At 61.6% G+C, this 13,965-nt stretch carries 17 protein-coding genes; 3 read left to right on the top strand and 14 right to left on the bottom strand.

The window, feature by feature from the left end:
- Nucleotides 1-35: 35 nt before the first annotated feature.
- Nucleotides 36-995 (top strand): sulfate ABC transporter substrate-binding protein, encoded by a 960-nt coding sequence (locus tag ACI2KB_RS07515; RefSeq protein ID WP_404633550.1) that lies wholly within the window; start codon nt 36-38, stop codon nt 993-995.
- A 241-nt stretch (nt 996-1,236) separates the two neighbouring features.
- Here the strand turns inward: ACI2KB_RS07515 and ACI2KB_RS07510 are convergent, their stop codons facing one another.
- The 10 genes from ACI2KB_RS07510 to ccmA all read right to left on the bottom strand — a co-directional run bounded on the left by ACI2KB_RS07510 (nt 1,237) and on the right by ccmA (nt 8,871).
- Nucleotides 1,237-1,665, bottom strand: a complete 429-nt coding sequence (locus tag ACI2KB_RS07510) for a hypothetical protein (protein ID WP_404632991.1) — start codon at nt 1,663-1,665, stop codon at nt 1,237-1,239.
- Between the two features lie 50 nt (nt 1,666-1,715).
- The gene (gene ccmI / locus ACI2KB_RS07505; protein ID WP_404632989.1) at nt 1,716-2,921 is read right to left on the bottom strand and encodes a c-type cytochrome biogenesis protein CcmI; all 1,206 of its coding nucleotides are present in this window, start codon (nt 2,919-2,921) and stop codon (nt 1,716-1,718) included.
- Nucleotides 2,918-3,358, bottom strand: coding sequence for a cytochrome c-type biogenesis protein (locus tag ACI2KB_RS07500; protein ID WP_404633548.1), 441 nt, complete (start codon nt 3,356-3,358; stop codon nt 2,918-2,920). Before ACI2KB_RS07500 ends, ccmI begins: the two co-directional genes overlap by 4 nt.
- Nucleotides 3,359-3,495: 137 nt before the next feature.
- The gene (locus ACI2KB_RS07495) at nt 3,496-4,032 is read right to left on the bottom strand and encodes a DsbE family thiol:disulfide interchange protein (protein ID WP_404632987.1); all 537 of its coding nucleotides are present in this window, start codon (nt 4,030-4,032) and stop codon (nt 3,496-3,498) included.
- Nucleotides 4,029-6,002, bottom strand: coding sequence for a heme lyase CcmF/NrfE family subunit (locus ACI2KB_RS07490; protein ID WP_404632985.1), 1,974 nt, complete (start codon nt 6,000-6,002; stop codon nt 4,029-4,031). Before ACI2KB_RS07490 ends, ACI2KB_RS07495 begins: the two co-directional genes overlap by 4 nt.
- A gap of 3 nt (nt 6,003-6,005) precedes the next feature.
- Entirely contained in the window at nt 6,006-6,473 is a 468-nt protein-coding gene (gene ccmE / locus ACI2KB_RS07485; RefSeq protein WP_404632983.1) for a cytochrome c maturation protein CcmE, read from the bottom strand.
- Nucleotides 6,470-6,646: a heme exporter protein CcmD gene (ccmD, locus tag ACI2KB_RS07480; RefSeq protein WP_404632981.1), complete on the bottom strand. Its 177-nt coding sequence runs from the start codon at nt 6,644-6,646 to the stop codon at nt 6,470-6,472. The genes ccmE and ccmD overlap by 4 nt, the downstream gene beginning before the upstream one ends.
- On the bottom strand, nt 6,643-7,437 hold the full coding sequence (locus tag ACI2KB_RS07475) for a heme ABC transporter permease (protein ID WP_404632979.1): 795 nt from the start codon (nt 7,435-7,437) through the stop codon (nt 6,643-6,645). Before ACI2KB_RS07475 ends, ccmD begins: the two co-directional genes overlap by 4 nt.
- Before the next feature lie 130 nt (nt 7,438-7,567).
- On the bottom strand, nt 7,568-8,239 hold the full coding sequence (gene ccmB, locus ACI2KB_RS07470) for a heme exporter protein CcmB (RefSeq protein WP_404632977.1): 672 nt from the start codon (nt 8,237-8,239) through the stop codon (nt 7,568-7,570).
- Nucleotides 8,236-8,871 carry a cytochrome c biogenesis heme-transporting ATPase CcmA gene (ccmA, locus tag ACI2KB_RS07465; protein WP_404632975.1) on the bottom strand — a complete coding sequence of 212 codons (636 nt, stop codon included), beginning with the start codon at nt 8,869-8,871 and terminating at the stop codon, nt 8,236-8,238. Before ccmA ends, ccmB begins: the two co-directional genes overlap by 4 nt.
- Nucleotides 8,872-9,014: 143 nt before the next feature.
- Here ccmA and ACI2KB_RS07460 point away from each other — a divergent pair, with 143 nt between their 5' ends.
- Nucleotides 9,015-10,628, top strand: coding sequence for a flagellar hook-length control protein FliK (locus ACI2KB_RS07460; protein WP_404632973.1), 1,614 nt, complete (start codon nt 9,015-9,017; stop codon nt 10,626-10,628).
- Nucleotides 10,628-10,948: an EscU/YscU/HrcU family type III secretion system export apparatus switch protein gene (locus tag ACI2KB_RS07455; protein ID WP_404632971.1), complete on the top strand. Its 321-nt coding sequence runs from the start codon at nt 10,628-10,630 to the stop codon at nt 10,946-10,948. The genes ACI2KB_RS07460 and ACI2KB_RS07455 overlap by 1 nt, the downstream gene beginning before the upstream one ends.
- A 205-nt stretch (nt 10,949-11,153) precedes the next feature.
- On the opposite strand, the gene ACI2KB_RS07450 is transcribed toward ACI2KB_RS07455, so the two are convergent.
- From ACI2KB_RS07450 to ACI2KB_RS07435, 4 genes are all read right to left on the bottom strand, one after another.
- A complete protein-coding gene (locus tag ACI2KB_RS07450) occupies nt 11,154-11,549 on the bottom strand; it encodes a DUF2802 domain-containing protein (RefSeq protein WP_404632969.1) in 396 nt (131 codons plus the stop codon).
- Nucleotides 11,550-12,029: a chemotaxis protein CheW gene (locus ACI2KB_RS07445; RefSeq protein ID WP_400599594.1), complete on the bottom strand. Its 480-nt coding sequence runs from the start codon at nt 12,027-12,029 to the stop codon at nt 11,550-11,552.
- A 70-nt stretch (nt 12,030-12,099) separates the two neighbouring features.
- A complete protein-coding gene (locus tag ACI2KB_RS07440; RefSeq protein WP_404632967.1) occupies nt 12,100-13,047 on the bottom strand; it encodes a CheW domain-containing protein in 948 nt (315 codons plus the stop codon).
- A gap of 114 nt (nt 13,048-13,161) precedes the next feature.
- Entirely contained in the window at nt 13,162-13,950 is a 789-nt protein-coding gene (locus ACI2KB_RS07435) for a ParA family protein (RefSeq protein ID WP_404632965.1), read from the bottom strand.
- Nucleotides 13,951-13,965 lie beyond the last annotated feature (15 nt).

Genomic DNA, 13,965 nt, shown 5'->3' with positions numbered 1-13,965 from the left:
ACAAATTCTTCGCCGCTTCACTACTGGCCGCCGGAATGGCTTTCGGCAGCGCTGCTCAAGCCGCACCGGAACTGATGAACGTCTCGTATGACGTGATGCGTGACTTCTACAAGGACTACAACGCCGCGTTCCAGAAACATTGGCAGGCCGAACACAAGGAAGACGTGACGCTGAAGATGTCCTTCGGCGGCTCCAGCAAACAGGCACGCTCGGTCATCGACGGTCTGCCCGCTGACGTGATCACCATGAACATGGCCACCGACATCAACGCTCTGGCCGACAATGGCGAACTGGTGCCGAAGAACTGGGTGACCCGCCTGCCGAACAACAGCGCGCCGTTCACCTCGGCGACCGTGTTCATCGTGCGCAAGGGCAACCCGAAAGCCCTGAAAGACTGGCCGGATCTGGTCAAGGATGGCGTTGAAGTGGTCGTGCCCAACCCGAAAACCTCGGGCAATGGCCGCTACACCTACCTCTCCGCCTGGGGTTACACCCTGAAGAACGGTGGCGATGAAGCGGCGGCGAAGAAATTCGTCGGCGAGCTGTTCAGCCATGTGCCGGTACTCGACACCGGTGGCCGTGGTGCGACCACCACCTTCATGACCAACCATATCGGTGACGTGCTGGTGACCTTCGAAAACGAAGCCGAGATGATTGCCCGCGAGTTTGGCCGTGATCAGTTCGAAGTCGTCTACCCGACCGTTTCCGCTGAAGCCGAACCGCCAGTGAGCGTGGTCGACAAGGTCGTCGACAAAAAAGGCACCCGCGCGCTGGCCGAGGATTACCTGAAGTACCTGTGGTCACCGCAAGGCCAGGAAATCGCAGCGGCCAACTACCTGCGTCCGCGTGACCCGGCAATTCTGGCCAAATACACCGACCGTTTCCCGAAAGTCGACTTCCTCAATGTCGAGAAAACGTTTGGCGATTGGCGCACAGTGCAGAAAACCCATTTTGTGGACGGCGGGGTGTTTGATCAGATTTATCCGGCGAAATAAGCAGCGCCCGGACATGAAAACGGCGACCTATTCAGGTCGCCGTTTTTGTTTGCCCAAACGTCCCCCATCAGAACAGGCTCCCACAGGGTGGGTGCCATTCACGAATCAATGGATAGACACAGGTCATTGTGGGAGCCGGCTTGCTGGCGAAGGCGGTGTGTCAATCAGCATTGATGTATCAGATGTACCGCATTCGCCAGGTCCTTTCGCTGCGTCTCTGATCGTTTATCAAATGGCTCAATCAATTCCCGAACTGGCGACTCAACCCCGGCGGCACGCCGCTGGAGTCGGTTTCCTGCCACGGACCGGCTGGTGAGGTGGACCAGCTCCAGCCGTTGTTCCAGCGGTAGTAGGTGCGCTGGCGGTAGAAGGTGTTGGGCACGTTATCCAGCACATGCACGCCCAGTTTCGCGTCCCAGTGGCTATTGCCACCCGGGGGTGGGGCGAAGTGGGATGAGGTTTTAGGCCCCGACGGAATCGGCGTCGAAGGCGGTGTCTGCGGCGTGGTGCGGGGTGTTCCCGGTTGCGGGGTCGGCTGCGGCTGAGGGGAGCCGCCGCCGGGGAGCGTCGGAATCGGCTCCGAACTTTGCGGCCCGGGACGCTGAACCGCACAGGCGGCGCTCAAGGCCACTACCACACTCAACAAGGCAAATCGTGCGACGCGATACATAGTTGCTTCTCTACTGTGTCTGGGCCGCACGAACAGGCGTTGCGAATGCGCTACTGATCGGGGCTGTCGATGGTCAGGGCCTGGCGGGCAGTGACGTTGCTGGGCAACGGCTGGCTGCGTCCGATCCACTCTCCGGAAGTGGGCTGGCCTGCGCGGGATACCCGAGCAACGAGTTGGACTTCGGGAAAGTTCGACAGTTTCAGCTGCGGCATCATGGCGTCAGCATCGGTCAGTTCCACTTCAACCGGCAGGTCGGCAACCGTCACCCGCTTGACCGCCAATGGCGCAGGCGGGCCAGACACCGCGCGGGCGAAGACGAACACGGTATCGCCCGGCTGGACCTTGCCTTTCAAGGCATCGGACAGGCTGACGCGTACCTTCAAATGCGCACCGGTCGCCGCGGCAACGGGCGTTTCCTGCAACGTGCCGCCACTCTTCACGAGATTATCGCTGGCTCGGGCGATCCCACCCTCCAGCGCCTTGCGGGACGGATCATTCGGCGGCAACACCGCCAGCAGGCGCGTCCAGTAATCCACGGCCTCCTGGAAGTGCTGACTCTCGAAGGCGTTGATCCCCTTGAGGCCCAGACTGGTGACTTCTTTCGGATCGAGCTTCAAGGCCTCGTCCGCCAGCCCCTGAATCTGTGGGGTCCAAGCCTTGTTCCCGGCGAAGTACAACGACTGCGCCCACTGCCCCAGCAGCTCCGGCTGACGCCCTGCCAGTTCAACCGCACGCTCAAACATCTTCGCCGCATCCGCCGGGCGATCCTGCGCCATGTAGGTTCGAGCGAGGAAATACAGGCTTTTCGCCGAATCCGGCTGAGCTTTTACAGCGCGCTCAAGACGATCGGTCATTTGCGCCAACGACGCCGGAGGCTGAGCGAACTCGCGAGTCAGCTCGACTTTATCGCTCGCACCGAAATGCAGGTACAGCGCCAATCCTGCCGCTGGCACCAGCAGCGCGACCAGCAGCGGCAATGGCTTGCCCAGACGGGAGACTCGCTCAGGCGCAGCGCCTTCGGTGTCGGCCAACAACTCACGCGCGGCTTCAGCGCGACCACTGTCCATCTGCGCCGCCGACAGCACGCCTTCGGCTTGCTGCTGTTGCAACTCGGCCAGACGCTCTTGATACAACGCGACGTTCAACGCCGTGCGATCTTCTTCGGATTGTGCGCGGCGACCGCGCACCAGGGGAATCAGCAGAAAACTCAGAGCCACCAGCAACAGCAGGCCGACCGCTAGCCAGAAATCGATCATTCGTGTGTGTTATCCAACAGATGGGCGAGGCGCTGACGCTCCTCGTCGGAAAGCTCATTGGCGCTTTGGGCGCGCTGGCCACGACGGCGCGCGACGATCACGCCAATCAACGCCACCCCGCCCAGCAACAGGCCGGCAGGACCGAACCAGAGCAGCCAGGTGTGGGCGTTCAACTCAGGCTTGTAGCGCACGAACTCGCCGTAGCGATCGACCATGAAGTCGATGATCTGCTGATTGCTCTGGCCTTCGCCAAGCATGCGGTAGATCTCTTTGCGCAGGTCGGCGGCGATGGGTGCGTTAGAGTCGGCGATGTCCTGATTCTGGCATTTAGGGCAACGCAGTTCGCGGGTCAGCTCGGTGTAACGGGCACGCTCGGCGTCGTTCTTGAAGGTGTAGGCGTCGATGGCGGCGTGGGCGGTCGTGACACAACTAAGCATCAGCACCACAGCAGTCAAACGCCGCACACCTTGTAGGCCTTCACTTGCTCGCGAGACGGCGGCACGGTCGACACATTTGCGTCGGATGTGAAAAAGCATCGCGAGCAAGCGAAGGCCTACAGGGGAACGTGAACAAGTCATGGCTTACCCTCATCCACCAGCCCCTGATACAACCCGGCCAGCTTTTCACGCCACACGGTCTCGTCAATCACACCCACGTGCTTGTAGCGAATGATGCCCTTGCGGTCGATCAGGAAGGTTTCCGGCGCGCCATAAACGCCCAGGTTCAGCCCCAGACTGCCTGCTTCGTCGTTGATGTTGAGCTGATACGGGTCGTGAAAATCCTTGAGCCACTTCAAGGCGTCGGCGTTGACGTCCTTGTAGTTGACGCCGTAGATCACCACACCCTGCTGCGCCAACTTGGTCAGCACCGGGTGCTCGACACGACAGGCGATGCACCAGGTGCCCCAGACGTTGACCAGCGCCGGTTTGCCCAGCAGGTCAGCACGGGTCAGGGGTTTGCCGTCCTGCACCGCAGGCAGGGAAAACTCCGGAAACGGTTTGTCGATCAGTGCCGACGGCAGCTCCGACGGGTCCAGGTACAGCCCTTTGTAGAGAAACGCTGCCAAGCCCAGAAACAGCACCAGCGGAATCAACAACACCCAACGCTTCATACCGCAGCTCCCGCCAGACCCAACGCTTCCCGTACTTTTGCCCTGACCTTGACCCGGTAACGCTTGTCCAGCGCCGCCAGTAAGCCACCCAACGCAGTGATCAAGCCGCCGAACCAGATCCAGCGTACGAACGGTTTGACGTGCACACGCACGGCCCAGGCGCCGTTATCCAGTGGCTCGCCCAGCGCGACGTACAGATCGCGGGTGAGGCCTGCATCGATTCCGGCTTCGGTCATCATCGAGCGCTGCACGGTGTACAGGCGCTTCTCGGGATGCAGCACGGTGATTTCTTTGCCGTCCTCCAGCACCCGAATCGTGCCTTGATCCGAGGTGAAGTTAGGCCCCTGAATGTGCTTCGCACCTTCGAAGACGAAGGTGTAGCCGCCCAGCTCGACCGAATCTCCCGGCGCCAGACGCATGTCGCGCTCGGCGCTGTTCTGGCTCGACAGCACCACGCCCAACGCCACCACGGCGATGCCGATGTGAGAAAGTTGCATGCCCCAGTAACTGCGAGTCAGCGACGTCATGCCTTTGACCAGGCCCTTGTGCCGGGTCTTGTCGAACAGGTCACGCACACCGGCCAGTAGCACCCAGGCCGCCAGCAGGAACGTGGCCAGCACCGCCCAATGGAAATCGGTCATGGCGAAACTGGCCACCACGGCCAGTACGGCACTGCCGATCAGCACTGGCGTCAGCATGTTCAGCAGCCATTTGAGCGGCGTGTCTTTCCAGCGCACCAGCACGCCGACCGCCATGACGAACATCAGCAAACCCATCAGCGGCACGAACAGCGCGTTGAAGTACGGCGGACCGACCGACATCTTCGCCCCGCTCAAGGCGTCCAGCACCAGCGGGTAAAGCGTGCCGAGCAGGATCATCGAGGCCGCCACCACCAGCACCAGGTTGTTGCCCAGCAGCAGGGTTTCCCGAGACCACAAGCCAAAACCGACGTGGCTTTTCACCACGGGCGCGCGAATGGCGAACAGCGTCAGCGAGCCGCCGACGACCATCAAGAGGAACACCAGAATGAACACACCACGGGCCGGATCGGAAGCGAACGCGTGCACCGAGGTCAGCACGCCGGAGCGCACGAGGAAGGTGCCCAGCAGGCTCAACGAGAACGCGGCGATGGCCAGCAACACGGTCCAGCTTTTGAACACGCCGCGCTTTTCCGTGACCGCCAGCGAGTGAATCAGCGCCGTACCCACCAGCCAAGGCATGAACGAGGCGTTCTCCACCGGGTCCCAGAACCACCAGCCGCCCCAGCCCAGTTCGTAATAGGCCCACCACGACCCCAGCGTGATGCCGATGCCGAGGAAGGCCCAGGCGACGATGGTCCAGGGCCGCGACCAACGCGCCCATGCTGCATCCAGACGCCCGCCGAGCAACGCGGAGATGGCGAAGGCGAACGCGACCGAGAAGCCGACATACCCCATGTAGAGCATCGGCGGGTGAATGATCAGGCCGGGGTCTTGCAGCAGCGGGTTGAGGTCGCGTCCATCTTGCGGAATCTGCGGCAACAAACGGCTGAACGGGTTGGAGGTGAGGATCAGAAACAGCAGAAAGCCGACGCTGATCATGCCCATCACCGCCAACACCCGCGCCAGCATCACTTGTGGCAACTGGCGCGAGAACACCGACACGGCAAAGGTCCAGCCGCCCAGAATCAGCGCCCAGAGCAGCAGCGAACCTTCGTGGGCGCCCCACACCGCGCTGAATTTGTAGTACCACGGCAAGGCGCTATTGGAGTTCTCGGCAATGTAGGTCACCGAGAAGTCGTCGACCATGAACGAATACGTCAAGCAGCCGAAAGCGAACAGCAGAAAGGCGAACTGGCCCCACGCCGCCGGTCGGGCCAGACTCATCCACAACCGATCACCGCGCCAGGCGCCGAACAACGGGACGACGGCCTGCACGATGGCGAAGCACAGGGCCAGGATCATGGCCAGGTGGCCGAGCTCAGGAATCATGGCTTACCCCTGTTTGGCCGGAATGGAGGGTGCGCCGGGCGCGGGCTGACCGCTGTCCTTCAACGCTTTTGTCACCTCGGGCGGCATATATTTTTCATCGTGTTTGGCTAGCACTTCATCGGCCATTACCACGCCATCGGCATTCAGTTTGCCCAGTGCGACGATGCCCTGCCCCTCACGGAACAGGTCGGGAAGAATGCCACGGTAGTGAATGGTCACCGACTTGTTGAAATCCGTGACCACGAAGGAGACGTCCAGCGAATCGGCGGATCGTTGCAACGACCCCTTCTCAACCATGCCACCGGCGCGAATTCGCGTGCCATGGGGCGCCTCGCCACTGGCGATCTGGGTTGGGGTGTAAAACAGGTTGATGTTTTCCTGCAAGGCGCTCAAGGCCAGACTCACAGCGATGCCGATCCCGGCGAGGATCGCCAGAATGATCAGCAGGCGCTTTTTTCGAAGCGGATTCACGTGTTGCTCTCCCGGCGCAGACGGCGCGCCTCTTGTTGCAGGTAACGCCGACGCGCCAGCAGCGGTGACGCGACGTTGATCGCCAGAACGGTCAGGCAGATGCCATAGGCGGTCCAGACGAACAGCCCATGCTTGCCCATGGCCAGAAAATCGCTGAAGGAATCGAAGCTCATGATGGGTCCCCTGAACGACCCAGGGCCTTGAGTACTTCATCCTTGACCCATGCGGCGCGGGACTCGCGCTTGAGCACTTCCAGGCGCATGCGCACCAATAACACCGCGCCGAAGAAGCAGTAGAAACCCAGGGCCGTGAACAGCAGCGGCAGCCACATCTCGGCAGGCATCGCCGGTTTTTCAGTCAGGCTGAAGGTCGCGCCCTGGTGCAAGGTGTTCCACCACTCCACCGAGTATTTGATGATCGGGATGTTGATCACGCCCACGATGGCCAGCACCGCGCAGGCCTTGGCGGCGCTTTCACGATTGCTGATGGCGTTGCCCAGCGCAATCAGACCGAAGTACAAGAACAGCAGAATCAACATGGACGTGAGCCGCGCATCCCAGACCCACCACGAACCCCAGGTCGGCTTGCCCCAGATGGCACCGGTGACCAAAGCCACGGCGGTCATCCAGGCACCGATGGGCGCGGCACACTGCAGCGCGACGTCGGCCATTTTCATTTTCCAGACCAGCCCAACGACGCCACAGCCCGCCAGCATCACGTAGCAGGACTGGGCCAGCATCGCCGACGGCACGTGGATATAGATGATACGGAAGCTGTTGCCCTGCTGGTAATCCGGTGGCGCGAAGGCCAGGCCCCAGACCACCCCGACGCCAATCAGCAACGCGGCGGCGATACTCAACCACGGCAGCCATTTGCCGCTGATGCCGTAAAACCACTTCGGCGAGCCGAGTTTGTGGAACCAGACCCAACTGATCCCGCTTTTCGTCTTGGCGCTGGTGTTCATCGCGCTGCCTTTTTCATCATGCTGTTCATCACGGTTTCATTCATGTGCGTGCGCTTCTGTTGACCGAAGCGTCATGTGCGGCTGTGCCAAAAGTGCAGGCCAAAAAGCTGTCCGATCGATCAGGAATCGATTATTCGCCAACACTGATTTTCAAGCCAGCGGCAATTGCAAAAGGTGTCAGCGTTATAGCGAGTGCTGTCAAACTGCCAAGCCAAAGCAGATAGCCGGTCGCAGGCATGCCCTGAAGTGCAGCTTGCAAGGCCCCGCTGCCCAGAATCAGCACCGGGATGTACAACGGCAAAATCAGCAAGGCCAGCAGCAAACCACCGCGCTTGAGCCCTACCGTCAGCGCTGCACCCACGGCGCCGAGCAGGCTCAACACGGGTGTGCCCAGCAACAATGACAATAGCAACACCGGCAGGCACGCAGTGGGCAATCCGAGCATCAGCGCCAGCACGGGCGACAACAGGACCAGCGCCAACCCGGAAAACGCCCAATGGGCCAACACCTTGGCCAATACCAGCAAGGCCAGCGGATGCGACGACAGCACCCACTGCTCCAGCGAGCCGTCTTCGAAGTCGCTGCGAAACAGCCCGTCCAGCGACAACAGCACCGACAACAGCGCCGCCACCCACACCAGCCCCGGGGACAGGGTCTGAAGCAGCTGTGCTTCCGGGCCTACGGCCAGCGGAAACAGGGCGATGACGATAGCGAAGAACACCAGCGGATTGAGTAATTCGGCGGGGCGGCGAAACAGCAAACGGGCTTCGCGGGCCACCAACAAGGTGAACACGCGACTCATACGGCCCACTGCCCCAGATCCAGATCGCGATAACCGGCCGGCGTGCGGCTCAGCGTGTGGTGCGTGGTCAAGACCACCACACCGCCCTGCTCACAATGCTGGACCAAATGCGCCTCCAGTTGCGCGACACCGTGCTTGTCCAGCGCGGTAAAGGGTTCGTCGAGCATCCACAGGCCGGGGCCTGGCAAATAAAGGCGGGCCAGGGCCACACGACGTTTTTGCCCGGCAGACAGCGTATGGCACGGCACGTCCTCGAACCCGCGCAGTCCAACCGCTTCGAGGGCCTGCCAGAGGGCGTGGACTTTAACGCTGTGGTGCAGCGCGCAGAGCCAGGTGAGGTTTTCCACGGGGGTGAGCAATTCTTTGATGCCTGCCGCGTGACCGACCCACAACAGGTTGTGCGCCAACGCGCTTCGGTGTCGTGCCAAAGGCTTGCCATCGAGCAAGACGTCGCCTGCGGTGGGCTGCATCAAGCCGCTGAGCAGGCGCAGCAGGCTGGTTTTGCCACTGCCGTTGGGGCCGCTGATCTGCACCATGTCACCGGCTGTCAGTCGCAGGTCGAGGTGCTCGAACAGCAAGCGCCCGTCGCGCTCGCACGCGAGTTCTGTGGCTTCCAGAACGGGGATCGGCATGTGGACCTTCTTTTCGGATGGCAGGTGTGCACGGTGGTTCAAGTCAGGCGCGCGGTGGCCGTTATACTTTGTTGCAGCTTAGCGAGTGCTGGATTATGCCAGCTTGAGCCATCGAGAGCGCAAATTTACCGAGTCGGGATCTGATGACAGGCGATATACCCAATCTTTCACCCGTTGCCGCCGCCACAGCGTTGCTGCGTGCGGGCGTCCCCCCGGGCGAAGTCCTCAAGCTGATGGAGCCGCGTGAAGGCTTGCTGAATGCAGGTCAGGTCGCCAACGCCGAAGTGGTCAGCCTCAAGCAACTGGGCCAGGACTTTCAGTTGTTGCTGAAATTGACGATGGACAACGGGCGCCAGACCACCCTGCCCGTCAGCAGTTCGCTGCCACTCACGCCCGGCACCACGGTGAATGTCGCTCAAGGTTCTGCCGACACGCTGACCATCAGCCTGCAAGACTTGCAAAAAGCCATCGCCAACAGCCTGACCAGCATCGACACCCGCCAGTTGCCCGCAGGTACGCTGTTGCAGGGCAAGGTATTGACCACTCAGGTCATCGCCCAGAATGTCGCGCAACTGGCCAGCCAGCCTTCGGCACCGCCCACCTACCGTTCGATTGTCCTGTTGCTCAACACTGCGCTGGCAGGCAGCAGCCTGACTGTCGACAGCCCGCAGCCACTGCGCGTGGGCACGCTGCTGAGCGCTCAGGTGCAAAACAGTCAGGCCCTGAACTTCGTCGCGTTGCCCAATCGCATGGACGAATTGGCGCTGGCCCAGCAATTGTCGACCCAGCAAAGCCGCCAAGGCTCGCTGCAAAGCCTGTTGACAGCGCTCCAGAATTTGCCTGCGCCCTCTGGCAATACACCTGACACGCTGACGCCATCACTGCGCGCCAGCATCGATCAACTGTTCGCTGACCTGCCAGACCTGCAACAGATGAGCACCGCCAAAGGCGTCGCTCAGGCATTGAATGCCAGCGGCCTGTTCATGGAGTCGCGCTTGCTGGCCGGGGAAAACCCAACCCTGATGCCGGACCTGAAAGCCAACCTGCTGCGGGTCATTTCCCAGATTCTTCCGGGCGTACCGGGGAACGTGACCTACAACGACGCTGCGGCCGCCAACACCCTGGCGCGGGCGATGCCGGGGTTCATCCGCAATGCGTTGGGCACGTTGGGACTGGTCGCGGCACCGAACATTCCGACCAACTTCCCATTACCATCCCGCACGCTGGGCAGCCCGCAAAGCCAGGACGATCTGGAGACCCTGCTCAAGTTGGCGGCGGGTGCCATTTCTCGCCTGCAAAGCCATCAATTGGGCGGTCTGGAACAGACCCGGACCAACGCCGATGGCACGCAGGTGACGACCTGGCAACTGGAAATCCCCATGCGCAACGCTCACGACGTGGTGCCATTGCAGGTCAAGTTGCAGCGCGAAGATGCGCCAGAGCGTGAAGAAAGCCCGGAAACTGCGACACAGGAGGTCAAGGAGAAGGAGAAGCTGTGGCGCGTCGAGCTGGCCTTCGATCTGGAGCCGTTGGGGCCGTTGCAGGTTCAGGCGCAACTGGTCGCGGGCAGCCTGTCGAGCCAAATGTGGGCGCAGCGGGAAGCCGCTGCCGAATTGATTTCTGCCGAGCTGGACGGCCTGCGCGCACGGCTGGTGGCCTGCGGCCTGAACGTGAAGGAACTGGCGTGCAATCGCGGGGTGCCGACTCAAGGCTCGCGGACTGTGGTGGAACAACGCTGGATCGACGAGAACGCCTGATGAGCAAGCCCGAACAGAACCCGCGCCAGGCGATTGCCCTGAACTACGATGGCCAACAGGCCCCGACCCTCACCGCCAAGGGCGACGACGCGCTGGCTGAGGCTATCCTGGCCATTGCCCGCGAATACAAGGTGCCGATCTACGAAAACGCCGAACTGGTGACCCTGCTCGCCAGAATGGAGCTGGGAGACAGCATTCCGCAGGAGCTGTACCTGACGATTGCGGAAATCATCGCGTTCGCCTGGCGCTTGAAAGGGAAATACCCCGAGGGGTTCGACCCGGATCCACAGCCGGTGGAGCGAGATATCACGCCGCGCTGAGCGACGCCAACTGTAGCGAATCGCCCGTTTTCCAGGCACAACACTGTCGCGCGGCAAACACACAATCCCTGTGGGAGCGAATTCATTCGCGATTGTGGTCGTTCAGCCGACCCACCTTTGTCGTCTGTCACAACCCATCGCGAATGAATTCGCTCCCACAGTTTCAGACCGTGCTTGCCAGGAAGAACCCTCGCGCTAGCCGATCTCACCCATTGCCATGCAACTTGCTCATCAACTGCGCCTCGGCCTGGGTCAGACCGCAGGACTGGGTCAGCTCATCGACACTGGCGCCCATGCTGACCAGACGCGCAGCCTGGGCGAAGGACAAGGTGGAAGGATCACGCTGTTCCAGGGCGGTGATCTTGTCCGGCAACGGTGCGACGATGGCCTGCAACTCGTGCAGGTCTTCGCCCATTTTCACCGTACCGCCCTGGTAGTTTTCCAGACGCCGGGCCAGTTCACGAATGCGCTGGTCACGCAGCGAGTCGGCTTCGAGCTGCTGCGTGGCCAGGGTGCGCTGACGCTTGGTATGGGCCATGAACATCGCAACGGTCGCGACCCACAGTACCGCCAGAAAAAGGACTGCAACCTCAAGGATCAATCAAATGTTCTCCAGCTCGGACCACTCTTCCTCGGTCATCATCTTGTCCAGCTCGACGAGGATCAGCAGTTCGCCGTTTTTGTTGCACACGCCCTGGATGAACTTGGCGGATTCGTCGTTGCCCACGTTTGGCGCGGTTTCGACTTCCGACTGACGCAGGTAAACCACTTCCGCGACGCTGTCGACCAGGATCCCGACCACTTGCTTGTCGGCCTCGATGATCACGATACGCGTGTTGTCGCTGACTTCAACCGGTGGCAGACCAAAGCGCTGGCGGGTATCGATCACGGTCACCACGTTGCCGCGCAGGTTGATGATGCCCAGCACGTAGCTCGGCGCTCCCGGCACTGGCGCGATCTCGGTGTAACGCAGCACTTCCTGAACCTGCATCACGTTGATGCCATACGTTTCGTTGTCCAGGCGGAAGGTGACCCATTGCAGGATCGGATCTTCGGAACCCTGTGCTGACGACTTCTTCATACCCCTAACCCCTTGCGTGTTGTGCTTTGCGAATGACGCCTTCGCGCCACCCTGTGTTTATTGGAGATGTTTATTTGCGCGTCTGCATCTGCTTGACCGCACCGCTGGCGATCAACTCGGCCAGTTCGGACACGTCCAGCAGCGCACACATGTGTTCAATCACGGTTCCAGCCAGCCACGGACGCTGACCACGATGGGTGCGCCATTTGATTTCATCAGGCTCCAGACGCAACGAACGGCTGACCTGATGCACCGCCAGCCCCCATTCATAACCTTGCACCGAGATCACGTATTGCAGGCCCTGACGGAAATCATCGCGATAGCGGTCCGGCATGATCCAGCGTGCGGTGTCCAGTACCTTCAGGTTGCCTGCCTGGCTGGGCAGAATGCCGAGAAACCAGTCTGGCTGGCCGAACAGCGGCGTCAGGTCATGCCCCGCCAGGGGATAGATCGACCCCAGGCACACCAGCGGCACAGCCAGCGTCAGACCCGCCACGTCGAACAGCAGGCACTCGAATGGTTCGGCCGCCCAGTCCGGGCGCTCGTTGGAGGTCGGTGGTGGCGTGGGCGTACGCTGCGACGGCAGGTGCACCTCGACGACCGGCTCCACCCGCGCCACTTCAGGCTCGACGACCACCGGCTCGACCACAGGCGGTGCCACAACGGGTGGCGCGATCACCGGCGGCAGAATGACCGGTTTATCCAGCACGCGAGCGACGACAGGCTCGGCCACGGGCACAGGGGCCGGGACTTCACGCGGCGCAGCGGGTTTGGTTTCTGGCGTGAAGGCAAGCGAAACCGGCGCAGGCCGAGTCACCGGCACGGCCGCCGCGACCGCTTCAGCCACCGCCGAACGCATGCGCGCGTCATGGGCCTGCTCTTCGAGCACGGCCGCTTGAAACTCATCGATGGCAGAGGCGTCTTCCAGCTCTTCGGTGGCGTCCTGAAGCAACGCGTCCAGATAGTTCTGAAGGGCCTTTTGTGGTCGTGATGCGATGTCCAGAGGGCGGTTGTTCATACAGAAGCCCGAAAATAAGTGAAGCGATGACCGCCTGCCTGAAGTATCGGCTGCACAATGGGCCGACTTGAGGACACCGCTACACGGCGCATGAATAAACGATCAGCGGCCATGTCACGCCACCTGCCCGACGAGTTGTTCGGTGAGCATGTGCTTGAGCAGGGCGCGGTAGGCCAGCACGCCCCGGCTCTTGCCGTCGAACTGCGACGGCGTGACCCCGGCCCGGCTCGCGTCACGCAGGCGGGTGTCGACCGGAATGTAGGCTTTCCAGACATGATCGGGAAAGCTGTCGCGCAGCAGCTTCAACGTCCCCATCGACGCCTGGGTGCGGCGGTCGAACAGCGTGGGCACGATGGTGTACGGCAGCGGCACTTTGCGCGAGCGGTTGATCATGGTCAGGGTGTTGACCATGCGTTCCAGGCCCTTGACCGCGAGAAACTCGGTCTGCACCGGCACCGCCAGTTGCTGACTGGCCGCCAGCGCGTTGACCATCAAGACACCCAGCAGTGGCGGGCTGTCGATGATCGCGTAATCGAAGTCCTGCCACAGTTGCGCCAGGCTCTTGGCGATCACCAGGCCCAAGCCGCTCTGCCCTGGCGTCTGACGCTCAAGGGTGGCCAGCGCGGTGCTCGACGGCAGCAGGGAAATGCGCTCATGGCTGGTGGGCAACAACAACTGGCCCGGCAGTCCTTCCGGCACCGTGCCTTTGTGCAGAAACAGGTCGAAACAGCTGTGTTCCAGCGCATCAGGGTCATGGCCGAAATAACTGGTCATCGAGCCATGGGGGTCCAGGTCGACGACAACCACGCGCTTGCCCGCCTCGGCCAGCAACCCGGCTAAAGCGATCGAGGTGGTGGTCTTGCCGACCCCGCCTTTCTGATTGGCGACTGCCCAGACTCTCATGTGTTCGTTTTCCCG

Source organism: Pseudomonas sp. NPDC088444, from assembly GCF_044900175.1.
Taxonomy (GTDB): domain Bacteria; phylum Pseudomonadota; class Gammaproteobacteria; order Pseudomonadales; family Pseudomonadaceae; genus Aquipseudomonas.
Note: the sequence above shows the minus strand (reverse complement) of the source record. Positions and strands in the feature narration are given on the sequence as shown.